Here is a 23,586-nt window from a genome sequence, read left to right as displayed (position 1 = left end):
CATCGCAGCCGCTCAGGCTGGGTTTCAGGCCAACTGGGCGAGGAAGGCGCGCGCGCGCTCCTGTAGCTTGCCGGTCGCTTCGGCCACCACCTCCTCGGCCAGCGTGCGCGCGCCGTCGATGTCGCCGATGGCTTCGAACTCTCGCGCCAGCGACAGTTTGGTCTCCAGCGGGTCGGCCTCGGCCAAGTCTTCGGCGACTTCCAGGCTGGACAGGTCGTCGATGGGGACGTCGCCCTCGGCCGTCTCGCTGGCCTCGGCCGGGGCGGGTGCACCCTCGGCAGTGGCCGGGGAATCGTCGCCCGGCAGATCGAGCGACAACTCGGCCAGCTCGGGCGGCAGACTGGGCGCATCGGCCGCCGCCGCAGCGGGGTCGTCCGCGCGTGCGGTGCCATCGGCGGGGGGCAGATCCCAGTCGAAGTCGAGGCCCTCGTCCGCCGGGGTGGGCGCGGCGGCGGGTGCTGGGGCCTGCGCGGCGTCGAGGGCCGTCGTTAGGTCGAGGTCGAAGTCGAGATCGGCCGCTTCGGCCGCGGGGGGGGCAGGCGTGTCTGCCGCCATGGACGGCGCGCTGGCGGCCACGGCGGAGAGGTCGAGCTCGGGCAGATTGCTGGCGCCAGCTACGCTGCCAGCGGCCATGGCCGCAGCGGCTGCGCCCGCCATCCCACCCGCCTGACCCGTCGCTGGGCGGTACAGCGGGTTGTCGGGGTCGAGGGTCTGGCCGAGCTCGCAGGCTCGTGCCCATTCCGGCCCCTGGCCTTGGGTGAGGGCGTGCAGCTCGCGTGCCGCGGCTTCGAAGCGGGCCGCGTCGGGCCGCTGGGCGTAGATTTCCAGCAGCTTGAGTCGCACGGGCAGGCGGTCCGGGTGCAGGCGCAACGCCTCCAGCAGGATCTCCTCGGCCTGTTGTTCACGACCGTAGGCCAGATAGACGTCTGCCTCGGCCACCGGATCCACGTCGCCACCGGCATCGAGCTGGCTGGGCGAATACATCATCGACGATGCCGGCGCCGGTTCGTCGGTGTCCACGGTCTGGCCAACGGCGTCGATGTCGGGTTCCTTCGCCGCTGCTGGCTCGGCATTGCGCCGGCGTTGCCGCAGACGCCACCACGCGAGCACCGCCAGCAGCACCGCCACTCCCCCGGCGGCAGGGATGACGAGCGGATGGCCAAGCAGCGCCGTCAGCGCCGACGGTTCGGGGGCCGGCGCGGGTGCCGGTGGAGGTGCGGGCGGGGCCGCGGGTGCCGCCGGCTCCGGGACAGGGGCAGGAGCCGCTGCCGGCTCGGCGGGTGCGCTGGGTGCGGCAGCCGCGGGGGGGGTGGCCGCCACCTCCAGGCCAGGCGCAGCCGCCACAGGCGCCGCGGCAGGCGGGGCCGCGGGTGCCGCTTCGGGCGCTGGTGTCGGTGCGGCGGCCGCTTGCCGCAGTTGCTCTAGTTCCTGCAGGTTGCGGTTGAGTTCGGCGACGCGTTGCTCGCTTTCGTTGCGCTGGCGCTCCTGGGCGATGCGCGCCTCGGCGGGGGCGGTGGCACCGGGCTTGCTCAGCGTGAGGCGATCCTGTGCGCTGGCTTGGGGTTTGTCTTCGGCCACGGCGGCCTGCACGCCGCCGGTGGCGGTGCGGGTGGCCGCGGGCGCCTCCTGTGCAGGTGCGGCCTGGGCCAGTCGGCGCCGGTATTCGTTGAAGTCGCGCGTTTGCGCGGCCACGATGCGGCGAGCCTCCTGCGCATCGACCGGAGCGGCGCTGGCGCCCTCGGGTAGGTCGATGACAGCCCCTGCGCGCAGCAAGTGGACGTTGCCGCGGATGAAGGCGTTGGGGTTGGCGCGCAGCAGCGCGACCAGCATCTGCTCCAACGTGACGTCGGCGGGCTTGTGTGCGGCGGCGATGCGGCCGGCGGTGTCGCCGGGCCGCACGGTGATGCGCTGCGTCCGCTCGCCAGGGGCACCCGCCACGGCCGCGCGGGGGGAGGGGACGGCTGCCGGCACCGGCTGCGCGGGCCGCACGTCGGTCACCAGCGGGGCAGGCGGGCTGGCGGGAACGGCGGGCACTGCTGGGGGGGCGCTGACGGCGGGCGCCACCGGCGCCACAGGGCGCAAGTTCGGCGGGTCGAACAACAGCGTATAGCCGCGCAGCAGCTCACCGCCCGCCCAGCGGGCTTGCACCACCACGTCCAGGAACGGCTCGGCCACCGGGCGGTTGCTGCGCAAGACGATCACGGCGCGCCCGTCGGGGCGGCGCTCCAGCGTCAGCGACACGTCCTGCAGCAGGGGGTTGAAGTCCAGATTGGCCGCGCGAAAACGCTCGGGCGGTGCCAGCCCGATTTGCAGGCTGGCCGCCTCGGCGTCGGTGAGCCCTGGCACGTCGATCTCGGCACGCAGGGGCTCACCCAGCAGCGATTGCACCGACACCCGCCCCAATGCCAGCGCCCAGGCGTTGCCAGCCAAGGCGCAAGACAACGCCGCCGCGATGGCCACGCCACGCCATGGCCGCACTCCCCCGCGGTGGGGGCGGTCGATGGCGCCGTCGGGCGCGGGCGGCAGCGAGCGCAGAGGCGGGCGGAGGTTCGGCACAGAGGTCCTTTTTTCAGGCATCGGGTCGATGACGTCGAAACACCATAGCATCAATGCGTTACCGCGACAAGCTCACGTGTTGCCGAGCACGCCGCCGGATGCCATCTATCGCGTGACGGCCCGCCGCGCGTTGCAGCGGTACAACGCTGCGCGGCCAGCGCCGGCACGTTTGGTGCTTCAGACCCGACTATACCGCCGTCAGACCGCGAATGCGCGCCTCACGCGCGCAGCAGGATGCGCAGCATGCGGCGCAGCGGCTCGGCCGCGCCCCACAGCAGTTGGTCGCCGATCACGAAGGCCGAGACGTACTCGGGGCCCATGTTGAGCTTGCGCACCCGGCCCACGCCCACCTGCAGCGTGCCCGTGATGGACGCGGGGGTGAGCTCGCGCACGGTGATGGCGCGCTCGTTGGGCACCCACTTGACCCACGGGTTACCGCTGCGGATGATGGTCTCGAGTTCATCCAGCGGCACGTCGAGCTTGAGCTTGAGGGTCAGCGCCAGGCTGTGACAGCGCATGGCCCCGATGCGCACGCACAGGCCGTCGACGGGGATCGTCTGCGTGGTGCCCAAGATCTTGTTGACTTCGGCCTGGCCTTTCCATTCTTCCTTCGACTGGCCGTTGGGCAGTTGCACGTCGATCCAGGGAATGAGGCTGCCTGCCAGCGGCGCGCCAAAGTATTCGGTTGGCACGTCCTCGCGGATGGCTTTCGCCACCTTGCGGTCGATGTCCAGAATGGCCGACGCCGGGTTGGCCAGATCGTCGGCCACCGCGGCATGGATGACGCCCATGCCTTGCAGCAGCTCGCGCATGTTGTTGGCGCCGGCGCCGCTGGCGGCCTGATAGGTCATGGAGCTGACCCACTCGACCAGGTCTTCGCGGAACAGGCCGTTGAGGCCCATGAGCAGGATCGAGTTGGTGCAGTTACCGCCGATCCAGTTCTTGCCGCCATTGGCCAGCGCGCGGCGGATCACATGGTCGTTGACCGGGTCGAGCACGATGACGGCGTCGGGCTCCATGCGCAGCGCGCTGGCCGCGTCGATCCAGTGCCCCTGCCAGCCGGCGGCGCGCAGGCGCGGAAAGACGTCCTTGGTGTAGTCGCCGCCCTGGCAGGTGAGGATGATGTCGCAGCGCGACAGCGCCTCGATGTCGTGCGCATCTTGCAGCGTGCGGTGGGCCTTGGCCTGCGCGGGGGCGGCACCGCCCGCGTTGGAAGTGGAGAAGAAAACCGGCTCGATGAGGTCGAAGTCGCCCTCGGCGACCATGCGGTCCATCAAGACCGAGCCGACCATGCCGCGCCAGCCGACGAGGCCGACCCGATTGCCAACAGTGCTCATTGCGTGTGCCTTTTGGGGGATGAAGGAGAAAAACCGGTCTATGTCAGCAGCGCGCGCACCACCGCGTCGCCCATCTCGGCGGTGCCCACGCGTGTGGTGCCGGCGCTGTGGATGTCGGGCGTGCGCAGGCCGTCGGCCAGCACGCGCTGCACCGCAGCCTCGATGCGCGTGGCGGCTTCGGGCTGCCCGAGCGAGTAGCGCAGCATCATCGCTGCCGACAAGATGGTGGCCAGCGGGTTGGCGATGCCTTTGCCCGCGATGTCGGGGGCGCTGCCATGGCTGGGTTCGTACAGACCGCGGCCGTGTTCGTTCAGGCTGGCCGAGGGCAGCATGCCGATCGAGCCGGTCAGCATGGCCGCCTCGTCCGACAGGATGTCGCCGAACATGTTGCCCGTGACGATGACGTCGAACGCCTTGGGCGCCTTGACGAGCTGCATGGCGGCATTGTCCACGTACAGGTGTTCCAGCGTCACGTCGGGGTAGTCGTGGTGCACGTCGGTGACGACTTCCTTCCAGAACTGGAAGGTTTCCAGCACGTTGGCCTTGTCCACGCTGGTCACCTTGCCGCCGCGGCCGCCGTGGCGCCGGCGCGCCGCTTCGAACGCCACGCGCGCGATGCGCTCGATCTCGGGACGGCTGTAGCGCATGGTGTCGAAGGCCTCGTCGGCGCCCGCAAACGGGCCGTCCGGCGCCGTGCGCCGCCCGCGCGGCTGACCGAAGTAAATGTCGCCCGTGAGTTCGCGCACGATCAGGATGTCGAGCCCCGCGACCAGTTCGGGCTTGAGGCTGGAGGCGTGCGTGAGCTCGGGGTAGCAGATGGCCGGCCGCAGGTTGGCAAACAGCCCCAGGTGCTTGCGCAAGCCCAGGATGGCTTGTTCGGGGCGCAACGGCCGCGGCAGATCGTCGTATTTCCAGTCGCCCACGGCGCCAAACAGCACGGCGTCGGCCTGCTGTGCTAGGCGCAGCGTGGCCTCGGGCAGCGGGTGGCCACTCTCGGCATAGGCGGCACCGCCCACGGGGGCGGTTTCCATCTCCAGCGGCAGCGCCAGCGCGCGCAGGACCTTGACCGCTTCGGCGATGATCTCGGGGCCGATGCCGTCACCGGGCAAAATGGCAATCTTCATGGGGCAAACCGATCAACGAAAGGAGTGGGGCCAGGCAGCGGCTCAGCCCGCAAAGGTGCGTGCCAACCAAGGGTAGCGCGCCAGGCGCTCGGCCTCGAAGGCGCGGATCTTGTCCGCGTGGCGCAGCGTCAGGCCGATATCGTCGAGTCCGTTGAGCAGGCAGTACTTGCGAAACGGCTGCACCTCGAACGCGATTTCGCTGCCGTCGGGTTTGACCACCACCTGGCGTTCGAGATCGATCGTGAGCTCATAGCCGGGGAAGGCGTACACCTCATGAAAGAGCGTATCGACCACCGGCTCCGGCAGCACGATCGGCAGCAGCCCGTTTTTGAAGCAGTTGTTGAAAAAGATGTCGGCAAAGCTCGGGGCGATCAGCGCGCGAAACCCGTACTGCTGGATGGCCCACGGCGCGTGCTCGCGGCTAGAGCCGCAGCCGAAGTTCTTGCGCGCCAGCAAAATCGAGGCGCCCTGGTAGCGCGGCTGGTTGAGCACGAAGTCGGGGTTGGGCCGCCGCTGGCTCTCGGGTACGCCGGGCTGTCCGGGCTGGTCCAGGTAACGCCACTCGTCGAACAGGTTGGGGCCAAAGCCGGTGCGTCGGATCGACTTCAGGAATTGTTTGGGGATGATGGCGTCGGTGTCGACGTTTTCGCGGTCGATCGGGGCGACGATCCCCCGGTGCACGGTGAAGCGTTCCATTTATTTCTTGGCCGCGTCCTGCAGGACTTGGCCTCCTTTCTGGATGTCCTTGCCCAAGCCAGCCACGGTGTTGCAGCCCGCCAGCAGCAGGCCGAGTGCAGCGAGGGTGCAGCAAAGAACGCGGTTCATGGCAGTCTCCGTGAACGACGACATGACAACGTCAGGCAAAGGACCGTATATCGACGAAATGGCCGTGGATGGCCGCGGCGGCGGCCATTGCCGGGCTGACCAGATGCGTGCGCCCGCCGGCACCCTGGCGGCCTTCGAAGTTGCGGTTGCTGGTGCTGGCGCAGCGCTCACCGGGTTCGAGCCGGTCGGCGTTCATCGCCAGACACATCGAGCAGCCGGGCTCGCGCCACTCGAAGCCAGCAGCCCGAAAGATTTCGTGGAGCCCTTCGCGCTCGGCTTGCTCTTTGACGAGGCCCGAGCCCGGCACCACCATGGCGAGCTTGACATTGCGCGCCACGCGCTGGCCCAGCTTGCGCACCACGGCGGCGGCTTCGCGGATGTCTTCGATGCGGCTGTTGGTGCACGAGCCGATGAATACTTTGTCGACCGTGATGTCGGTCAGCGGTTTGCCGGGCTGCAGCCCCATGTACTGGAGGGCGCGCTCCATGGCGGCGCGCTTGACCGGGTCTTTTTCTTTGTCCGGGTCGGGCACGCGCTCGGTGACGGGCAGCACCATCTCGGGTGACGTGCCCCAGGTAACCTGCGGCAGGATCTGGCTGGCGTCGAGTTCGACCACCGCGTCCCAGTGTGCATCCGGGTCGGAGTGCAGCGTGCGCCAGTAGGCCACGGCCTGGTCCCACTCCACACCCGTCGGTGCCATGGGCCGGCCGCGCACGTATTCGATGGTCTTGTCGTCCACCGCCACCAGCCCGGCGCGCGCACCGGCCTCGATGGCCATGTTGCACACGGTCATGCGACCTTCCATCGAGAGCGCGCGGATGGCGCTGCCGGCGAACTCGATGGTGTAGCCGGTGCCGCCGGCCGTGCCAATGCGGCCGATGATGGCCAGCACGATGTCCTTGGCGGTGCAGCCGCGCGGCAGCTCGCCCTCCACGCGGATGAGCATGTTTTTGGCCTTCTTGGCCAGCAGCGTTTGCGTGGCCAACACGTGTTCGACTTCGGACGTGCCGATCCCATGCGCCAGCGCACCGAAAGCGCCATGCGTGCTGGTGTGGCTGTCGCCGCAAACCACCGTCATGCCTGGCAACGTGGCGCCGTTTTCCGGGCCGATGACGTGCACGATGCCCTGGCGCTTGCTCAGGAACGGAAAGTACGCCGCCGCGCCGAACTCCCGGATATTGGCGTCGAGCGTGACGATTTGCTCGCGGCTGATCGGGTCCGTGATGCCGTCGTAGCCGCGCTCCCATCCCGTGGTGGGGGTGTTGTGGTCGGCGGTGGCGACGATGGACGACACCCGCCACGGCTTGCGACCCGCCACGCGCAGGCCCTCGAAGGCCTGCGGGCTGGTCACCTCGTGCACCAGGTGGCGGTCGATGTAGAGGATGGCGGTGCCATCCTCCTCGGTGTGGACGACGTGTTCGTCCCAGATCTTATCGTAGAGCGTGCGACCCATATCAGCGTTGGTCGATGGGCTTGACGTCGCGCTTGGGCGAGCCAGTAAAGAGTTGTCGCGGACGCCCAATCTTATACTCCGGATCGGAAATCATCTCGTTGAGCTGGGCGATCCAGCCCACGGTGCGCGCCAGCGCGAAGATACCGGTGAACAGATTGACCGGGATGCCGATGGCGCGCTGCACGATGCCCGAGTAGAAGTCGACGTTGGGGTACAGCTTGCGCTGCACGAAGTAGTCGTCCTCCAGCGCGATTCGCTCCAGCGTCTTGGCCAGTTTGAACAGCGGGTCGTTCTCCAGCCCCAGCTCGCCCAGCACCTCGTTGCAGGTTTCCTGCATCAGCTTGGCGCGCGGGTCGTAGTTCTTGTAGACGCGGTGGCCAAAGCCCATCAGGCGCACGCCCGAGTTCTTGTCCTTGACCTTGGCGATGAATTCGCCGATCTTGTCCACGCCGCCCATGGCCTGGATTTCTTCCAGCATATTCAGGCACGCCTCGTTGGCGCCCCCGTGCGCGGGGCCCCACAGGCAGGCCACGCCGGCGGCGATGGCCGCAAACGGGTTGGTGCCCGAGCTGCCACACAGGCGCACGGTCGAGGTCGAGGCGTTTTGCTCGTGGTCCGCGTGCAGGATGAAGATGCGATCCATCGCGCGCTCGAGCACGGGGCTGACGCGGTACTCCTCGCACGGGGTGCCAAACATCATGCGCAGGAAGTTGCCGGCGTAGCTCAGATCGTTGCGCGGGTAGATGAAGGGCTGGCCGATGCCGTATTTGTAGGCCATGGCCACCAGCGTGGGCATCTTGGCGATCAGACGGATGGCCGCGATTTCCCGGTGCTCGGGGTTGTTGATGTCGGTGCTGTCGTGGTAGAAGGCCGACATCGCGCCCACCAAGCCGGTGAGCACCGCCATCGGGTGCGCATCGCGCCGGAAGCCGCGCAAGAAGAACTGCATCTGCTCGTGCACCATGGTGTGCAGCGTGACGCGGCGCGTGAAGTCGGCTTTCTGCGCGGTATTGGGCAGCTCGCCGTACAGCAGCAGGTAGCAGGTTTCCAGATAGTCACACTGGGTGGCCAGCTGCTCGATCGGGTAGCCGCGGTAGAGCAGTTCACCCTTGTCGCCGTCGATGTAGGTGATGGCCGACTGGCACGACGCCGTGGACAGGAACCCCGGGTCGTAGGTGAACATCCCCGTCTGGGCGTAAAGCTTGCGAATGTCGATCACATCCGGGCCGATGGTGCCGGAGTAGATCGGCAACTCGACGCTGGGCGCGCCATTGGAGAACGACAGCGTGGCTTTATGGGCTTGGAGTTTCATACGCGGGGGTCCTTGGGGGTCTAGGGGGCGAAAGACGCCGGAGGCGGCGCGTCGGCGCGCGGCGGCGTGCGCAGCAGCGCCAGCACCTCGATGACTTCCGGACAGGCCAGCGCGCCGTCGGGCTCGCGGCGGCGCAGCAGCAGGTCGAGCAGGTCGTTATCACTCAAGTCCATCAACGCTTGCAGCCCGCGCGCCTGGCGTGCCGTGAGCGTGGCACCATGGCGCGCGAAGAAGCGCTCGATGAACAAATCGTTTTCGAGCAGCCCACGGCGGCAGCGCCAGCGCAGCTTGCCGAGCTGGTGTTCGTCGAGCCGGTCGCCGTCGTCCATGGTCACGGTGGGGCAGGACAGGGCAGCGGGCCGTCAGACGGCGCGACGCACCATCAATTCCTTGATCTTGCCGATGGCCTTGGTCGGGTTGAGTCCCTTGGGGCAGACATCGACGCAGTTCATGATGGTGTGGCAGCGGAACAGCCGGTACGGGTCTTCCAGGTTGTCCAGCCGCTCGGCGGTGGCATGGTCGCGGCTGTCCGCGATGAAGCGGTACGCTTGCAGCAAGCCAGCCGGGCCAACAAACTTGTCCGGGTTCCACCAAAAGCTGGGGCACGAGGTGCTGCAGCTCGCGCACAGGATGCACTCGTACAGGCCGTTGAGTTCCTCACGCTCCTCGGGCGACTGCAGGCGCTCCTTTTCGGGCGGTTGCGTCTCGTTGATCAGGTACGGCTTGATCGAGTGGTACTGCTTGAAAAACAGCGTCATGTCCACGATCAGGTCGCGCACCACGGGCAACCCGGGCAGCGGCTTGAGCACGATGGTGTCGGGCAGCGTGCGCAGGTTGGTCAGGCACGCCAGCCCGTTCTTGCCGTTGATGTTCATCGCGTCCGAGCCGCAGACGCCCTCGCGGCACGAGCGGCGAAACGACAGCGTCGGGTCGAGCTCCTTGAGCTTGATCAGCGCGTCGAGCAGCATGCGCTCGGTGGTCAGCTCGACCTCGAGCGTCTGCATGTAGGGCTTGGCGTCTTTGTCCGGGTCGTAGCGGTAGATCTTGAAGGTGCGTTTGGCCATGGTGGGATCCTCCGGGCAAAGCGGCGTCAGAACGTGCGGACCTTGGGCGGGATGGACTCGACCGTCAACGGCTTGAGGTTGACCGGCTTGTAGGTCAGGCTGTTGGTCTCGCTCCACCACAGGGTGTGCTTCATCCACTCTTTGTCATTGCGGCCCAGCGGGCATTCGGGGTCATCGGGGCCGCGCTCGTAGTCCTTGACCGTGTGCGCGCCGCGGCATTCTTTGCGCGCGGCGGCCGAGGTCATGGTGGCTTGCGCGGCCTCGATCAGGTTTTCCACCTCCAGCGCTTCGATGCGCGCGGTGTTGAATACCTTGGACTTGTCCTTGAGCCCGATGGCAGCGACACGTTCGCGCAGCGCGTTGATCTTGCGCACGCCTTCGTCCATGCTGGCTTGGGTACGGAAGACGCCCGCGTGCTGCTGCATGGTCTGGCGGATGTCGTTGGCCACGGACTGTGCGTACTCGCCGTCGGTGCGCGATTCCAGGCGGCTCAGGCGCTCCAGCGTGCGGTCGGCGGCATCCTTGGGCAGCGGCTTGTGCTCGCGCCCACGGTCCAGATGGCTGACGATATGGTTGCCCGCCGCGCGGCCAAAGACCAGCAGGTCCAGCAGCGAGTTGGTGCCCAGACGGTTGGCGCCGTGCACCGACACGCACGAGCACTCACCCACCGCGTACAGACCGTTGACGACCTTTTGGCCACCGTTGCCGTCCGGTACCACGACCTGACCGTTGATGTTGGTCGGGATGCCACCCATCTGGTAGTGGATGGTGGGCACGACGGGGATCGGCTCCTTCGTGATGTCAACATTGGCGAAGTTGATGCCGATTTCGTACACCGACGGCAGGCGCTTGTGGATGGTCTCCGGGCCCAGGTGGTCGAGCTTGAGCAGGATGTAGTCCTTGTTTGGCCCGCAGCCGCGTCCTTCCTTGATCTCTTGGTCCATGCAGCGGCTGACGAAGTCGCGCGGCGCCAGGTCTTTGAGCGTGGGGGCGTAGCGTTCCATGAAGCGCTCGCCGTTGCTGTTGAGCAGGATGGCGCCTTCACCGCGGCAGCCCTCGGTCAGCAGCACACCGGCGCCGGCCACGCCGGTCGGGTGGAACTGCCAGAATTCCATGTCCTGCAACGGGATGCCGGCGCGCGCGGCCATGCCCAGGCCGTCGCCGGTGTTGATGAAGGCGTTGGTGCTGGCCGCATAGATGCGCCCGGCGCCGCCCGTGGCCAGCAGCGTGGCCTTGGCTTCCAGGATGTAGACGTCGCCCGTCTCCATCTCCAGCGCGGTCACGCCGATGACGTCGCCGTCGGCGTCACGGATCAAGTCGAGCGCCATCCATTCGACGAAGAACGTGGTGCGCGCGGCGACGTTTTGCTGGTACAGCGTGTGCAGCATGGCGTGGCCGGTGCGGTCGGCCGCGGCACAGGCGCGCTGCACGGGCTTTTCGCCATAGTTGGCGGTGTGGCCGCCGAACGGGCGCTGGTAGATGGTGCCGTCGGGGTTGCGGTCGAACGGCATGCCCATGTGCTCGAGCTCGTACACCACCTTGGGCGCTTCGCGGCACATGAACTCGATCGCGTCCTGGTCACCGAGCCAGTCCGAGCCCTTGACCGTGTCGTAGAAGTGGTAGTGCCAGTTGTCTTCGGACATGTTGCCCAGCGAGGCACCGATGCCGCCTTGCGCGGCCACGGTGTGCGAGCGGGTCGGGAACACCTTGGACAGCACGGCGACGTTGAGGCCGGCGCGCGCCAGTTGCAGCGAAGCGCGCATGCCGGAGCCACCAGCGCCGACGATGATGACGTCGAAGCGCCGACGGGGAAGGTTTGCGGTCAGGGTCATGGCTTACAGCCTCCAGAGCACTTGAAACGCCCAGCCCGTGCAACCGACCAGCCAGACGAGGGTCAACCCATGCAGGGCCAGACGCAGGCCCACGGGTTTGATGTAGTCCATCCAGATGTCGCGCACGCCAATCCAGGCGTGCCAGGCCAGGGCCACCACCACCGAGAAGGTGAGGAATTTCATCCACGGCGCGGCGAAGATGCCCGCCCATGCCTCGTAACCGATGGGGCCGGGGGTGAAGATGACTTGCGCCAGCAGGATGACCGTAAAGAGCGCCATCAGCACCGCCGTAGCGCGCTGCACGAGCCAATCGCGCAGGCCGTAGTGGGCGCCGGTGACGACGCGCTTGGAGCCGTAGTTGACTGCCATTGTGATTACTCCGTCGAAAACGATCAGTACAGGCCGAACAGCTTGGCGCCGAGGATGGCCGTCAGGCCCAGGCTGAGCACCAGCGTGACGATGGCCGAGGAGCGGCCGTAGGCTTTGTCCACCTTGTGGGTGGCGTCCATGATGAGGTGGCGTACACCGGCGCAGAAGTGGTGCAGGTAGGCCCAGATCAGGGCCAGCGCGACCAGCTTGACGAACCAGCCGGGCACGAAGCCGATCCCCGCCGCGAAGGCGGCCGTGAACGTGCCGTACGACAGCTCGGACGACAGCGAGGTGTCCATCATCCAGACCACGAACGGCAGCAGCAGGAACATCAGCGCGCCGCTGACGCGGTGCAGGATCGACACCCAGCCCGCGGCCGGGAGTCGGTAGGTCGTGAGGTCCTTGAAGGCGTTGATGTTGCGGAACTCGGGCCGTGCAGTGCGCAGGGGCGTCATGGGGGGGTTCTCCTGGGAGTCTTGGGGTTCCACCGTCGCCGCCGTGATGGCCGTGGGCGGGCGGCGAGTGCTCGATGATGGATCCGATCACTGACGAGGAACTGTCACATTCTATTGCAATGCAGCATCGATCAGGGTCTTTGGGGTTGGGGGTTGCTCAGCTGAGCTCGTTGCGGTAGTGGTGTCGGTCGGTTCGGTACAGGCCTCGGCGCAGCTCCATCGGCACGCCGTTGTAGGTGTAGGCCAGCCGCTCCACGCTCAGCAGCGGGGTGCCAGGCGCGACCTGCAAGCGCTCGGCCGCGGTGTCGCTGGCGGCGACGGCTTTGATGCGTTCTTCGGCGCGCACCATGCGCACGCCGAATTGGGTCTCGAACAAGGCGTACATGGGGCCGGCGTGGGCGACCAGGGTCTCCAGGGTCAGGCCACGGAAAGCGGTGCCCGGCAGCCACAGATCCTCGAGGATGGTGGGGGTGCCCTGAAACGACAGCACGCGGCTGACTTGGACGACGGGGTCGCCGCTGCGTAGCTGCAACGCCGCCGCTACCTCGGCGTTGGCGCGCACGCGGCGGCAGCCGAGTATGTCGCGCGTGGCGGGGCCAACGCTCTCGACCGTGCCCTCATCGGGGTGCAAGCGCAAAAAGCGGTACTGGATGTGCTGCTCAGCATGGGTGGCCACGAACGTGCCCTTGCCCTGGCGGCGCAGCAGCAGGTTGTCTGCCGCCAGCTCGTCGATCGCCTTGCGCACCGTGCCTTGGCTGACCTTGAAGCGCGTGGCGAGCTCGACCTCGCTGGGGATGAGGTCACCCGGTTTCCATTCGCCGGCTTGCAGGCTCTGCAGGATCAGCGCCTTGATTTGCTGGTAGAGCGGGCTGAACGCCGGCGTGGGTGATGTGGCCAGTGGTGCAGCAGCGGACGCACCCTCCGCAGGGGCGGGTGGCGCCATGGGCTTGACGGTCTGACCATCGGGTTTCATGGATGCAATCATATCTTATATAAGACATAAGACAAATTGACGCTGCGGGTTTACCAGAGTACACTCGGGCCTATTCCTCGTCACTTCCCCCTATGGAGAACCCCATGAGCAAAAAGCCCGTCCGCGTCGCCGTCACCGGTGCTGCCGGCCAAATCGGTTACGCCCTGCTGTTTCGCATCGCCTCTGGCGAGATGCTTGGCAAGGACCAGCCGGTCATCCTGCAGCTGCTGGAGATCCCGGACGAGAAGGCCCAAAAGGCCCTCAAAGGCGTGATGATGGAGCTGGAGGACTGCGCGTTCCCGCTGCTGGCCGGCATGGAGGCGCACAGCGATGCGCGCACCGCGTTCAAGGACACCGACTACGCGCTGCTGGTGGGCGCGCGTCCGCGCGGCCCCGGCATGGAGCGCAAGGACCTGCTGTCGGCCAACGCGCAAATCTTCACCGCCCAGGGGCGCGCGCTCAACGAGTCGGCCAGCCGCAACGTCAAGGTGCTGGTGGTGGGCAACCCGGCCAACACCAACGCCTACATCGCCATGAAGTCGGCCCCCGATCTGCCGGCCAAGAACTTCACCGCCATGCTGCGCCTGGACCACAACCGGGCGCTGTCGCAGATCGCAGCCAAGACCGGCAAACCGGTCTCCAGCATCGAAAAGCTGTGCGTCTGGGGCAACCACTCGCCCACCATGTACGCTGACTACCGCTTCGCCACCATCGAGGGGCAGTCGGTCAAGGACATGATCAACGATGAGGATTGGAACCGCAACGTGTTCCTGCCCACTGTTGGCAAGCGCGGCGCGGCCATCATCGAGGCGCGCGGCCTGTCGTCGGCCGCGTCGGCGGCCAACGCCGCCATCGACCACATGCGCGACTGGGCGCTGGGCACCAACGGCAAGTGGGTGACCATGGGCATCCCGTCGCAGGGCTGGTATGGCATCCCGAAGGAGGTCATGTTCGGCTTCCCCGTCACCTGCGCCAACGGTGAATACACCGTCGTCGAGGGCCTGCCCATCGACGAGTTCAGCCAGCAGTGCCTGAACAAGACCCTGGCCGAGCTGGAGGAAGAGCGCCAGGGTGTCGCGCACCTGATCTGACCCCTCCACTGCATGCGCAGCCGCCCCATGACCCACGCCCGAGCCACGAAAGCACCGCACCCGCGCGACGTGCTGCTGGGGGCGCAGGCGGGGGCGGTGGCGTTGCCCGTGTGCGATCACTACGCCGGGGTCGAGGCGCGCATGCGCAAGAGCCTGGCGCTGCAGGCGCAGTGGGCTGCCGAGCGCGGCGCGTGCCCGTTCGACGTGACGCTGGATTGCGAGGACGGCGCGCCGGTGGGCGGCGAAGCCGAGCACGCGGCGCTGGTGGTGGCGCTGGTGCAGGGGTTGGACTGGTCGGCCCCGGTGCGGCCGCGCGTCGGCGTGCGGGTGCACCCGGTGGATCATCCGGCCTTCGAGGCAGACGTGGCGACCATCGTCGGTGCCGTGGGGGATCGGCTCACGCACGTGATGTGCCCCAAGGTCGAGTCGGTGGCCGACGTCCAGCGCGCCGCGGCCGCGCTGGACGCTGCGGGCGCGCCCGCGCTGGCGCTGCACGTGCTCATCGAGTCGCCCGCGGCCGTGCATCGGGCGTTCGACATCGCGGCACACCCGCGCGTCGTGTCGCTGAGCTTCGGGTTGATGGACTTCGTCTCGGCGCATGGCGGGGCCATCCCAGCCGAGGCGATGGCGCTGCCCGGGCAGTTCGAGCACCCGCTGGTGCGGCGGGCCAAGCTCGAGATCGCCAGCGCCGCGCATGCGCACGGCAAGGTGCCGTCGCACTGCGTGGTGACCGAGTTTCGCGACCGCGACGCGGTGCGCGAGGCGGCGCGGCGCGCGGCGCGCGAGTTCGGCTACACCCGCATGTGGAGCATCCACCCCGACCAGATCGAGCCCATCGTGCAGGCCTTCCAGCCCAGCGAGCAAGCGGTCGCCACCGCGGCCGAGATCATCGAGCAGGCGGCGGCGGCCGACTGGGCGCCGATATCGCATCAAGGGCATTTGCACGACCGCGCGTCTTTCCGTTACTTTTGGCAGGTGCTCGAGCGCGCCCACGCCACCGGCGTGCCGCTGCCCGAGTCGGTGCGCGGCTACTTTTCTTGACACCTTTTCTTCGGAGCACTCACCATGTTGCAAGCCTACCGTGACCATGTGGCCGAGCGCGCGGCGCTGGGCATCCCGCCGCTGCCGCTCAACGCGCAGCAGACCGCCGACCTGATCGAGCTCATCAAAAACCCGCCCGCCGGGGAAGACCCGCAGTTCCTGGTCGACCTGTTGACGCACCGCGTGCCGCCCGGGGTGGACGACGCGGCCAAGGTCAAGGCCAGTTTCCTCGCTGCCGTCGCCCACGGCGACATTTCGGTGGACCTGATCAGCAAAGCCAAGGCCACCGAGCTGCTGGGCACGATGGTGGGGGGCTACAACGTCAAGCCGCTCATCGACCTGCTCGACGATGCCGAGGTGGCGCCCATCGCCGCCGAGGGCCTGAAGAAAACCCTGCTCATGTTCGACGCCTTCCACGACGTGGTGGAGAAGGTGCAGGCGGGCAACCCCCATGCCAAAGCCGTGATGCAGAGCTGGGCCGATGCCGAGTGGTTCTTGTCGCGCCCCGAAGTGCCGCACAAGATCACGGTGACCGCGTTCAAGGTGCCGGGTGAGACCAATACCGACGACCTGTCGCCCGCGCCCGACGCCTGGAGCCGCCCGGACATTCCGCTGCACGCGTTGGCCATGCTCAAGAACAAGCGGCCCGATGCGCCGTTCGAGCCCGACGAGGACGGCAAGCGTGGGCCCATCAGCGTCATCGAGCGCCTCAAGCAAAAAGGCCATCTGGTGGCCTACGTGGGGGACGTGGTCGGCACGGGCTCGAGTCGCAAGTCGGCCACCAACAGCGTCATCTGGCACACGGGCTTCGACATCCCGTTCGTGCCCAACAAGCGCTATGGCGGCATCACCCTGGGCGGCAAGATCGCGCCGATCTTCTTCAACACGCAAGAAGACTCCGGCTCGCTGCCGATCGAGGTCGACGTCAGCGGCATCGACTTCGGTGACGTCATCGACATCTACCCCTACGAGGGCAAGATCGAGAAAAACGGCACCGTCATCGCCACCTTCCAGCTCAAGAGCGAGGTGCTGCTCGATGAGGTGCGCGCCGGCGGGCGCATCAACCTCATCATCGGCCGCGGGCTGACGGCCAAGGCGCGGGAGTTCTTGGGCCTGCCCGCCTCGACCGTGTTTCGCCTGCCCAAGGCGCCGCAAGACAGCGGCAAGGGCTATACGCTCGCGCAAAAGATGGTCGGCCGTGCCTGCGGGCTGCCCGAGGGCAAGGGCATCCGCCCGGGTACCTACTGCGAGCCGCGCATGACCACCGTCGGAAGCCAAGATACCACTGGCCCGATGACGCGCGACGAGCTCAAGGACCTGGCGTGCCTGGGTTTCTCGGCCGATCTGGTGATGCAGTCGTTCTGCCACACCGCGGCTTACCCGAAGCCGGTGGACGTCAAGATGCACCGCGAGCTGCCCGCCTTCATCAGCAGCCGCGGCGGCGTCAGCCTGCGCCCGGGTGACGGCGTCATCCACTCGTGGCTCAACCGCATGCTGCTGCCCGATACCGTGGGCACGGGCGGCGACTCGCACACGCGCTTCCCCATCGGCATCAGCTTCCCCGCCGGCTCGGGCCTGGTGGCGTTTGCCGCGGCCACCGGCGTCATGCCGCTGGACATGCCCGAGTCGGTGCTGGTGCGCTTCAAGGGCCAGATGCAGCCGGGCATCACGCTGCGTGATTTGGTGCACGCCATTCCCTATTACGCCATCAAGCAAGGGCTGCTGACGGTCGAGAAGAAGGGCAAGAAAAATATCTTCTCCGGCCGCATCCTCGAGATCGAAGGCCTGCCGCATCTGAAAGTGGAGCAGGCGTTCGAGCTGTCGGACGCGTCGGCCGAACGTTCGGCGGCGGGCTGCACGATCAAGCTCGACAAGGAACCCATCATCGAGTACCTGAAGTCGAACATCGTGTTGCTCAAGAACATGATCGCCGACGGCTACCAGGACGCGCGCACGCTGGCACGCCGCATCAAGGCCATGGAGGCGTGGCTGGCCAACCCGCAGCTGCTCGAAGCCGACCCCGACGCCGAGTACGCCGCGGTCATCGAGATCGACCTCAACGAGATCAAGGAGCCCATCCTGTGCTGCCCGAACGACCCGGACGACGCGCGGCCGCTGTCCGAAGTGGCGGGCACCAAGATCGACGAGGCGTTCATCGGCTCGTGCATGACCAACATCGGGCACTTCCGCGCCGCAGCCCAGCTGCTGCACGGTCAGCGCGACATCCCCGTGCGGCTGTGGGTGGCACCGCCGACCAAGATGGACCAAAACGAGCTCATCAAGGAAGGCTACTACGCCACGTTCGGCACCGCGGGCGCGCGCACCGAAATACCGGGCTGCAGCCTGTGTATGGGCAACCAGGCGCAGGTGCGCGAGGGCGCGACCGTCGTGTCGACCAGCACGCGCAACTTCCCCAACCGGCTGGGGCGCAACACCAACGTCTTCCTGGCCTCGGCCGAGCTGGCGGCGATCGCCTCGCGTCTGGGGCGCCTGCCCACGGTCGAGGAGTACCATGCCGAGATGGGCATCATCAACCAGAAGGCGAGCGAGGTCTACCGCTACATGAACTTCGACCAGATCGAAGAGTACGCCGAGACGGCCAAGACGGTCGAGGTGTGACCGGCGCGGAGCCGATCGCGCGGGCGGCCCCGGATGGGGCGGTTTTTGCTTGCTTTTCATCGTGTCGACCCCCAACCCTATTGCACTGATCGATTTCACGGCACCGACCGAGGGTGCTTTCCGTGAGCGCCTGGCTTTCGTCGAACCGATCGAGGTGCTGCGTGCCGATACGCTGGATGCGGTGTTGTCGGTGCTGCAGCAGGTGGAGGTCGAAGCCAAGCGCGGACGCTGGTCTGTGGGTTTCGTCGCTTATGAGGCAGCAACCGCATTCGATCCCGCCTTGCTGACGTACCCGCCCGACGGTGAGCTGGCCTGGTTCGCCGTCTTCGATCAAGCGCGGCCATGGCCAAGGCTGCCAACTGGCACCTACGCGCCTTTGTCTTGGAGAGCCGGTCTCGACCGACGCGACTTCGAGCGGGCGATCGACCAGATTCACCGAGCCGTCGCCGATGGTGAGGTCTATCAGATCAACTTCACGGCACCATTGTCAAGCCCCTTTTCGGGCGACCCCCTGGCGCTGTTTGAGGCGTTGCTGCGTGCACAGCCTGGTGGGTACGCGGCCTATATCGACACAGGATCGCAGCAAGTGCTTTCGGTCTCTCCGGAGCTGTTTTTCGATTGGCGCGATGGGTTGTTGTTGTCGCGACCGATGAAAGGGACTGCAGCGCGCTCACCGGACCCGGCCGATGATGCGAGCCGCGCCAACCACTTACGCACGAGCGATAAAGAGCGCGCTGAAAATGTCATGATCGTGGATCTGGTCCGCAACGATCTGTCACGCGTGGCCGAGCCACACAGCGTGCAGGTGCCCCGATTGTTTCATGTCGAGGCCCTGCCGACGGTATGGCAGATGACGTCGGATGTGGTTGCCCTTACTCGCCCGCACGTCGGACTGCCCGATATTTTTCGAGCGCTCTTTCCATGCGGATCGGTCACAGGCGCGCCCAAACGGCGCGCGATGCATTGGATCGCTCAGCTCGAGACAGGTCCACGCGGCGTGTATTGCGGTGCGGTAGGGGTGGTGCGGCCTGGCGGCTCGGCCACGTTCAATGTGCCTATTCGCACGGTGCGTGTACGCTCGGACGCGGCCCGCTGCGGTATTGGCAGCGGTATCACGGCTGATGCAACTGCCGCTGGCGAATGGGCGGAATGGCGCAGCAAACAAGCTTTCCTGCTGCGGGCCGAATCACCGTTCGAACTGTTAGAGACGATGCGGCTGGAGAACGGCTACCTATGGCACGTCAGCGAGCACTTGGCGCGCATGGCCAACGCTGCCCAGCGTTTTGGATTTGCTTGGCAGCCGCAGATGGCTCAGCAGGTGTTGCGTCATTTGATTGACGAACATCCCACCGGCCGGTGGCGGGTGAGGTTGCTGGCTGGCGCGGATGGCGCTTGCCGGGCCGAGGCTTTCGAGCTTGCCGAAATGTCACTACCCGCCCGGGTACGGCTCGCTGAGCAACCTTTCGAGGCGGCCGGAAGCGAATTCGTACGCTTCAAGACCACTCGGCGAGGCCACTACGACGCGTTTGCGCCGGACGACCCCGATGTTTTCGACACCTTACTGTGGAACGAGGCGGGCGAGTTGACCGAGTTTACCCGCGGTAACGTGGCCGTAAGAATAAACGGTCAGTGGGTGACCCCACCGACCTCCTGCGGCCTGCTCAGCGGTGTTGGGCGTGCGGTGGCGTTGCGTGAGGGGAAGGTCGTCGAACGCGTGGTCCAACGCAGCGAGCTGGCGCATGCCCAAGGGCTGGCTTTCATCAACGACCTGCGGGGCTGGCTGCCGGTCGAGCTCATTCCATGAGCCTCTGTCTATGGTGTACCGAGCGGCCGAGGTCGCGGGGCTCGTGCGGCGACAATACGCCTTATGAACGCCCCTGAATTGCTCTTGCCTGCGGGCTCCTTGCGCCATCTGCGGGCCGCCTTCGACTTCGGGGCCGACGCGGTCTACGCCGGCCAGCCACGCTACTCATTGCGCGCGCGCAACAACGAATTCCGCTTGGAGCAGCTCGCACAGGGCATCGCCGAGGCCCACGCGCGCGGCAAAAAACTCTTCGTCACCAGCAACCTGATTGCGCACAACGACAAGGTGCGCACCTACCTGCGCGATTTGGCGCCGGTGGTCGAGCTGCGGCCGCACGCCCTCATCATGGCCGATGCGGGCCTGATCATGCTGGTGCGCGAGGAGATGGAGCGCGGCCGCTGGCCAGAGATCCCCATCCACCTGTCGGTGCAGGCCAACACCACCAACTGGGCGGCGGTCAAGTTTTGGCAGCGCGCGGGGGTATCGCGCATCATTCTGTCGCGCGAACTCAGTCTGGATGAGGTGGCGCAGATTCGCGACGCCTGCCCCGACGTGGAGCTGGAGGTGTTCGTGCATGGCGCGCTGTGCATTGCCTACTCGGGGCGCTGCCTGCTGTCGGGGTATTTCAACCGCCGCGATCCCAACCAAGGCACCTGTACCAACGCCTGCCGCTGGTCGTACACCACCCACGCCGCGCAGCCGACCGAGACCGGTGACGTACAGGCGATGGCCACCGGGGCCGGGTGTGGCAGCGGGTGCGGCAGCGATGCGCCCGACCCGCAACCGCTGGGGACGGACTTCGACTGGGCGCGCGAGCAGGCCGACGCCGAAGCGCGGCCCGCCACCACCGGCGATGGTCGGCGCCACCCGTTGGCCGACCGGGTGTGGCTGCTGCAAGAGAGCCAGCGCCCGGGCGAGCTCATGCCCATCATGGAGGACGAGCACGGCACCTACATCCTCAACAGCCGCGATCTGCGCGCGGTCGAATACGTCGAGCGGCTGGTGCGCATCGGGGTGGACTCGCTCAAGATCGAGGGCCGCACCAAAAGTGTGTACTACGTGGCGCGCACAGCCCAGGTGTACCGGCGCGCCATCGACGACGCGGTGGCGGGTCGGCCTTTCAACCCCGAGCTGCTGCGGGAGCTGGAGGGACTGGCCAGCCGTGGCTACACGAGCGGGTTGCTCGAGCGCCGACCGGCGCAGGACTACCAGAACTACCTCAGCGGCCACTCCGCACCCACGCGTGCGCAGTACGTGGGGGATGTGATCGGCGTGCGCGCCGACGGTTGGGCCGAGGTGGAGACGAAAAACCGCTTTGCCGTCGGCGACCGGCTGGAGGTGATCCACCCCGCGGGCAACCGCACGTTGACCCTGTCGGCCATGCAGGATGGCAACGGCCAGCCGATCGAGGTGGCGGCGGGCAACCCGCTGCGCGTGTGGGTGCCGCTGGGCGCACCCGCCGACGGGGCGTTGCTGGCGCGGCTGGTGTGATGGCCGGACAGCGGGGCAGCAGCCCCGGTGTCAGAGCTGGGCCAACACCGCCCGCGCCGCCTGCAGCGTGGCGTCGATGTCGGCGTCGCTGTGCGCAGCGCTGACGAAGCCCGCCTCGTACAGCGCGGGGGCGAAATAGACGCCGCGCTCGAGCATGCCGTGGAAGAAGCGGTTGAAGCGCGCGGCGTCGCTGGCCATGACCTGCGCGTAGTTCTGCGGCAGCTCGGGCAAGAAGAAAAAGCCAAACATCCCGCCTTCGCTGTCGGCGCTGAACGGGACGCCCGCGCGCTGGGCCTCGGCGCGCAGCCCGCCGACCAGCGCCCGTGTTTGCGCGGCCAGCCGATCGAAAAAGCCCGGCTGTTCGATCAGCCGCAGCGTCGCCAGCCCGCAGGCGGTGGCCACCGGGTTGCCCGACAGCGTGCCAGCCTGGTACACCGGCCCCAGCGGGGCGAGCTGTTCCATAACCGCGCGCTTGCCGCCGAAGGCCGCCAGCGGCATACCGCCGCCGATGACCTTGCCCATGACGGTCATGTCCGGCTCGAAGCCGGGGATGTGGCGTGCATAGACGCTTTGCGCCCCGCCGAGCGCGACGCGAAAGCCCGTCATCACTTCGTCGAACACCAGCAGTGCGCCGTGCTCGGTGCACAGCTCGCGGCAGCGGCGCATGAACGGGACGCTGGCGCGCACGAAGTTCATGTTGCCCGCGATCGGCTCGATCATCAGCGCCGCGATCTGCTCGCCGTGCTCGGCAAAGGCCGCTTCCAGCTGCGCGATGTTGTTGTACTCCAGCACCAGCGTGTGCTGCACCACCTCGGGCGGCACGCCGGCGCTCGTGGGGTGACCGAAGGTGGCCAGCCCCGAGCCGGCCTTGACCAGCAGCGCGTCGGCGTGGCCGTGGTAGCAGCCTTCGAATTTGATGATCTTGGGCCGGCCGGTGGCACCGCGCGCCAGTCGAATGGCGCTCATGCCGGCTTCGGTGCCGGAGCTGACCAGCCGCACCATTTCCAGGCTGGGCAGCAGGCGCCGGATGGCCTCGGCCAGTTCGATCTCGCGCTCGGTCGGGGCCCCGAACGAAAACCCTTCGGCGATCGCCGCCTCCACCGCCTGCACCACCTCCGGGTGGCCGTGACCCAGGATCATCGGGCCCCACGAGCCGATGTAGTCGATGTAGCGCTGGCCGTTGGCGTCCCACAGGTAGGCGCCCTGGGCGCGGGTGATGAAGCGGGGTGTGCCGCCCACGGCCTTGAAGGCGCGCACGGGCGAATTGACCCCGCCCGGGATGACGGTCTTGGCGCGCTCGAACAGCGTGGCGTTGCGGTCGGTCATGGCTCTCCGGGGGTGTCGTTGGGGTTGTCAGTATCGTCGTCGGCCCAGAACAGACGGTCGGGCACGGCGTGCCCCATGCCCGGCTGAAAGCCGTTGGCCAACGTCTGGTCCAGGTAGGTGAGCGCCTCCGCGCCGGCCTGCGACAGGTCGCTGCCGTGCGCCAGCAGCGCGGTCAGCGCGGCGGACAGCGTGTCGCCCGCGCCAATGAAGGTGGCCTCGATGCGCTCGAAGCGCGCCTGCGCCAGCACGACCTCGGGCGACGCCAGGTGGTTGTCGATGCCGTCGTCGTGCACCATGCCCGTGACCAGGGTGACGCTGACGCCATGGGCGGCGGCGGCGCGGGCGATGTCGCGCGCGCCCGGCGCTCGCTCGTCCTCCCAGTCAGGCAACAGCCAGCGCGCCAGCGTGTGATGGTTGCCCACCAGCACGTCGGTCTGGGGCAGCACCAGCTCCTCGCACGCTTCCAGATAGGCCTCGCGCTCGCCGTCCGACAGCCATGCCAGCTCGGGCAGGTAGGTCACCACGGGCACGTCGTCGTAGTCGCTCAGGATGCTGCCGATGGCCGACAGACCTTCGGGGCTGCCACCAAAGCCGACCTTGATCGCTGCCACCGGCATATCCTCCAGCACGGCGCGCGCCTGGTCGTCGATCCATTCGGCGTCTAGCGCGTGGTGGCCGTGCAGGTGGCGCGTGTCGCGCAGCCAGACGCTGGTGGTCACCGGCAGCACGTGACACGAGGCGCTGGCTAGCGCCCCGATATCGGCGCCCAGGCCGCCGGCGCCGCTGGGGTCGCTGGCATTGAAGCACAGCACGCACGGCGGCCGCGCCGGGGTGTCGCGAGCAGCGGGGGTTTCTGGGGACATGGGCATCGGACGTCGGTCGACCGAGGTCGCAAAGCGCGCCGGGGTCATGGC

Annotated in this window: 20 protein-coding genes; 5 read left to right on the top strand and 15 right to left on the bottom strand. The window is 67.4% G+C overall.

All coding sequences use genetic code 11. From position 1 onward, the window contains the following. Positions 1 to 24: 24 nt before the first annotated feature. From ACPYIS_RS00790 to ACPYIS_RS00730, 13 genes are all read right to left on the bottom strand, one after another. Complete coding sequence (locus ACPYIS_RS00790; RefSeq protein ID WP_424858746.1) at positions 25 to 2,556, bottom strand: FimV/HubP family polar landmark protein; 2,532 nt, start codon at positions 2,554 to 2,556, stop codon at positions 25 to 27. 218 nt (positions 2,557 to 2,774) lie between these two features. Continuing rightward, positions 2,775 to 3,893, bottom strand: coding sequence for an aspartate-semialdehyde dehydrogenase (gene asd, locus ACPYIS_RS00785; protein WP_299018844.1), 1,119 nt, complete (start codon positions 3,891 to 3,893; stop codon positions 2,775 to 2,777). 38 nt (positions 3,894 to 3,931) lie between these two features. Then, positions 3,932 to 5,017: a 3-isopropylmalate dehydrogenase gene (leuB, locus tag ACPYIS_RS00780; protein WP_424858747.1), complete on the bottom strand. Its 1,086-nt coding sequence runs from the start codon at positions 5,015 to 5,017 to the stop codon at positions 3,932 to 3,934. 42 nt (positions 5,018 to 5,059) lie between these two features. Then, complete coding sequence (leuD, locus tag ACPYIS_RS00775) at positions 5,060 to 5,713, bottom strand: 3-isopropylmalate dehydratase small subunit (RefSeq protein ID WP_299018842.1); 654 nt, start codon at positions 5,711 to 5,713, stop codon at positions 5,060 to 5,062. Then, the gene (locus ACPYIS_RS00770; RefSeq protein ID WP_299018841.1) at positions 5,714 to 5,842 is read right to left on the bottom strand and encodes an entericidin A/B family lipoprotein; all 129 of its coding nucleotides are present in this window, start codon (positions 5,840 to 5,842) and stop codon (positions 5,714 to 5,716) included. A gap of 31 nt (positions 5,843 to 5,873) precedes the next feature. Further along, positions 5,874 to 7,295 carry a 3-isopropylmalate dehydratase large subunit gene (gene leuC, locus ACPYIS_RS00765; protein ID WP_299018840.1) on the bottom strand — a complete coding sequence of 474 codons (1,422 nt, stop codon included), beginning with the start codon at positions 7,293 to 7,295 and terminating at the stop codon, positions 5,874 to 5,876. 1 nt (position 7,296) lies between these two features. Beyond that, on the bottom strand, positions 7,297 to 8,607 hold the full coding sequence (gene gltA, locus ACPYIS_RS00760; RefSeq protein WP_424858748.1) for a citrate synthase: 1,311 nt from the start codon (positions 8,605 to 8,607) through the stop codon (positions 7,297 to 7,299). Positions 8,608 to 8,627: 20 nt separating this feature from the next. Further along, positions 8,628 to 8,936, bottom strand: coding sequence for a succinate dehydrogenase assembly factor 2 (locus ACPYIS_RS00755; RefSeq protein WP_299018847.1), 309 nt, complete (start codon positions 8,934 to 8,936; stop codon positions 8,628 to 8,630). A 33-nt stretch (positions 8,937 to 8,969) separates the two neighbouring features. Beyond that, complete coding sequence (locus tag ACPYIS_RS00750; RefSeq protein WP_424858749.1) at positions 8,970 to 9,671, bottom strand: succinate dehydrogenase iron-sulfur subunit; 702 nt, start codon at positions 9,669 to 9,671, stop codon at positions 8,970 to 8,972. Positions 9,672 to 9,697: 26 nt separating this feature from the next. Beyond that, on the bottom strand, positions 9,698 to 11,503 hold the full coding sequence (sdhA, locus tag ACPYIS_RS00745; RefSeq protein WP_299018834.1) for a succinate dehydrogenase flavoprotein subunit: 1,806 nt from the start codon (positions 11,501 to 11,503) through the stop codon (positions 9,698 to 9,700). A gap of 3 nt (positions 11,504 to 11,506) precedes the next feature. Further along, positions 11,507 to 11,872: a succinate dehydrogenase, hydrophobic membrane anchor protein gene (gene sdhD / locus ACPYIS_RS00740; RefSeq protein WP_314227338.1), complete on the bottom strand. Its 366-nt coding sequence runs from the start codon at positions 11,870 to 11,872 to the stop codon at positions 11,507 to 11,509. Positions 11,873 to 11,895: 23 nt separating this feature from the next. After that, the gene (sdhC, locus tag ACPYIS_RS00735) at positions 11,896 to 12,327 is read right to left on the bottom strand and encodes a succinate dehydrogenase, cytochrome b556 subunit (protein ID WP_299020911.1); all 432 of its coding nucleotides are present in this window, start codon (positions 12,325 to 12,327) and stop codon (positions 11,896 to 11,898) included. Positions 12,328 to 12,484: 157 nt separating this feature from the next. Beyond that, complete coding sequence (locus tag ACPYIS_RS00730; protein WP_424860172.1) at positions 12,485 to 13,270, bottom strand: GntR family transcriptional regulator; 786 nt, start codon at positions 13,268 to 13,270, stop codon at positions 12,485 to 12,487. Positions 13,271 to 13,404: 134 nt separating this feature from the next. Here ACPYIS_RS00730 and ACPYIS_RS00725 point away from each other — a divergent pair, with 134 nt between their 5' ends. The 5 genes from ACPYIS_RS00725 to yegQ all read left to right on the top strand — a co-directional run bounded on the left by ACPYIS_RS00725 (position 13,405) and on the right by yegQ (position 21,346). Further along, complete coding sequence (locus tag ACPYIS_RS00725) at positions 13,405 to 14,391, top strand: malate dehydrogenase (RefSeq protein WP_299020905.1); 987 nt, start codon at positions 13,405 to 13,407, stop codon at positions 14,389 to 14,391. A gap of 27 nt (positions 14,392 to 14,418) precedes the next feature. Beyond that, entirely contained in the window at positions 14,419 to 15,432 is a 1,014-nt protein-coding gene (locus ACPYIS_RS00720; protein ID WP_424858750.1) for an HpcH/HpaI aldolase/citrate lyase family protein, read from the top strand. A 24-nt stretch (positions 15,433 to 15,456) separates the two neighbouring features. After that, positions 15,457 to 18,051 (top strand): bifunctional aconitate hydratase 2/2-methylisocitrate dehydratase, encoded by a 2,595-nt coding sequence (acnB, locus tag ACPYIS_RS00715; RefSeq protein WP_424858751.1) that lies wholly within the window; start codon positions 15,457 to 15,459, stop codon positions 18,049 to 18,051. 49 nt (positions 18,052 to 18,100) lie between these two features. Then, positions 18,101 to 19,855, top strand: a complete 1,755-nt coding sequence (gene pabB / locus ACPYIS_RS00710) for an aminodeoxychorismate synthase component I (RefSeq protein ID WP_424858752.1) — start codon at positions 18,101 to 18,103, stop codon at positions 19,853 to 19,855. Between the two features lie 63 nt (positions 19,856 to 19,918). Next, the gene (yegQ, locus tag ACPYIS_RS00705; protein WP_424858753.1) at positions 19,919 to 21,346 is read left to right on the top strand and encodes a tRNA 5-hydroxyuridine modification protein YegQ; all 1,428 of its coding nucleotides are present in this window, start codon (positions 19,919 to 19,921) and stop codon (positions 21,344 to 21,346) included. A gap of 30 nt (positions 21,347 to 21,376) precedes the next feature. On the opposite strand, the gene hemL is transcribed toward yegQ, so the two are convergent. Continuing rightward, complete coding sequence (gene hemL / locus ACPYIS_RS00700; protein ID WP_424858754.1) at positions 21,377 to 22,672, bottom strand: glutamate-1-semialdehyde 2,1-aminomutase; 1,296 nt, start codon at positions 22,670 to 22,672, stop codon at positions 21,377 to 21,379. Beyond that, the gene (gene thiD, locus ACPYIS_RS00695; protein ID WP_424858755.1) at positions 22,669 to 23,535 is read right to left on the bottom strand and encodes a bifunctional hydroxymethylpyrimidine kinase/phosphomethylpyrimidine kinase; all 867 of its coding nucleotides are present in this window, start codon (positions 23,533 to 23,535) and stop codon (positions 22,669 to 22,671) included. Before thiD ends, hemL begins: the two co-directional genes overlap by 4 nt. Positions 23,536 to 23,586 lie beyond the last annotated feature (51 nt).

The organism is Tepidimonas sp. HKU78 (assembly GCF_049860815.1).
In the GTDB taxonomy this organism is placed as follows: domain Bacteria; phylum Pseudomonadota; class Gammaproteobacteria; order Burkholderiales; family Burkholderiaceae_C; genus Tepidimonas.
This window is presented reverse-complemented; position numbering and strand designations above follow the sequence as displayed.

What these genes read in the sequence shown, in the direction of transcription:
- asd (WP_299018844.1), bottom strand. Translation starts at nt 3,893, where the DNA reads ATGAGCACTGTTGGCAATCGGGTCGGCCTCGTCGGCTGGCGCGGCATG.
- leuB (WP_424858747.1), bottom strand. Translation starts at nt 5,017, where the DNA reads ATGAAGATTGCCATTTTGCCCGGTGACGGCATCGGCCCCGAGATCATC.
- leuD (WP_299018842.1), bottom strand. Translation starts at nt 5,713, where the DNA reads ATGGAACGCTTCACCGTGCACCGGGGGATCGTCGCCCCGATCGACCGC.
- ACPYIS_RS00770 (WP_299018841.1), bottom strand. Translation starts at nt 5,842, where the DNA reads ATGAACCGCGTTCTTTGCTGCACCCTCGCTGCACTCGGCCTGCTGCTG.
- leuC (WP_299018840.1), bottom strand. Translation starts at nt 7,295, where the DNA reads ATGGGTCGCACGCTCTACGATAAGATCTGGGACGAACACGTCGTCCAC.
- gltA (WP_424858748.1), bottom strand. Translation starts at nt 8,607, where the DNA reads ATGAAACTCCAAGCCCATAAAGCCACGCTGTCGTTCTCCAATGGCGCG.
- ACPYIS_RS00755 (WP_299018847.1), bottom strand. Translation starts at nt 8,936, where the DNA reads ATGGACGACGGCGACCGGCTCGACGAACACCAGCTCGGCAAGCTGCGC.
- ACPYIS_RS00750 (WP_424858749.1), bottom strand. Translation starts at nt 9,671, where the DNA reads ATGGCCAAACGCACCTTCAAGATCTACCGCTACGACCCGGACAAAGAC.
- sdhA (WP_299018834.1), bottom strand. Translation starts at nt 11,503, where the DNA reads ATGACCCTGACCGCAAACCTTCCCCGTCGGCGCTTCGACGTCATCATC.
- sdhD (WP_314227338.1), bottom strand. Translation starts at nt 11,872, where the DNA reads ATGGCAGTCAACTACGGCTCCAAGCGCGTCGTCACCGGCGCCCACTAC.
- sdhC (WP_299020911.1), bottom strand. Translation starts at nt 12,327, where the DNA reads ATGACGCCCCTGCGCACTGCACGGCCCGAGTTCCGCAACATCAACGCC.
- ACPYIS_RS00730 (WP_424860172.1), bottom strand. Translation starts at nt 13,270, where the DNA reads ATGGCGCCACCCGCCCCTGCGGAGGGTGCGTCCGCTGCTGCACCACTG.
- ACPYIS_RS00725 (WP_299020905.1), top strand. Translation starts at nt 13,405, where the DNA reads ATGAGCAAAAAGCCCGTCCGCGTCGCCGTCACCGGTGCTGCCGGCCAA.
- ACPYIS_RS00720 (WP_424858750.1), top strand. Translation starts at nt 14,419, where the DNA reads ATGACCCACGCCCGAGCCACGAAAGCACCGCACCCGCGCGACGTGCTG.
- acnB (WP_424858751.1), top strand. Translation starts at nt 15,457, where the DNA reads ATGTTGCAAGCCTACCGTGACCATGTGGCCGAGCGCGCGGCGCTGGGC.
- yegQ (WP_424858753.1), top strand. Translation starts at nt 19,919, where the DNA reads ATGAACGCCCCTGAATTGCTCTTGCCTGCGGGCTCCTTGCGCCATCTG.
- hemL (WP_424858754.1), bottom strand. Translation starts at nt 22,672, where the DNA reads ATGACCGACCGCAACGCCACGCTGTTCGAGCGCGCCAAGACCGTCATC.
- thiD (WP_424858755.1), bottom strand. Translation starts at nt 23,535, where the DNA reads ATGTCCCCAGAAACCCCCGCTGCTCGCGACACCCCGGCGCGGCCGCCG.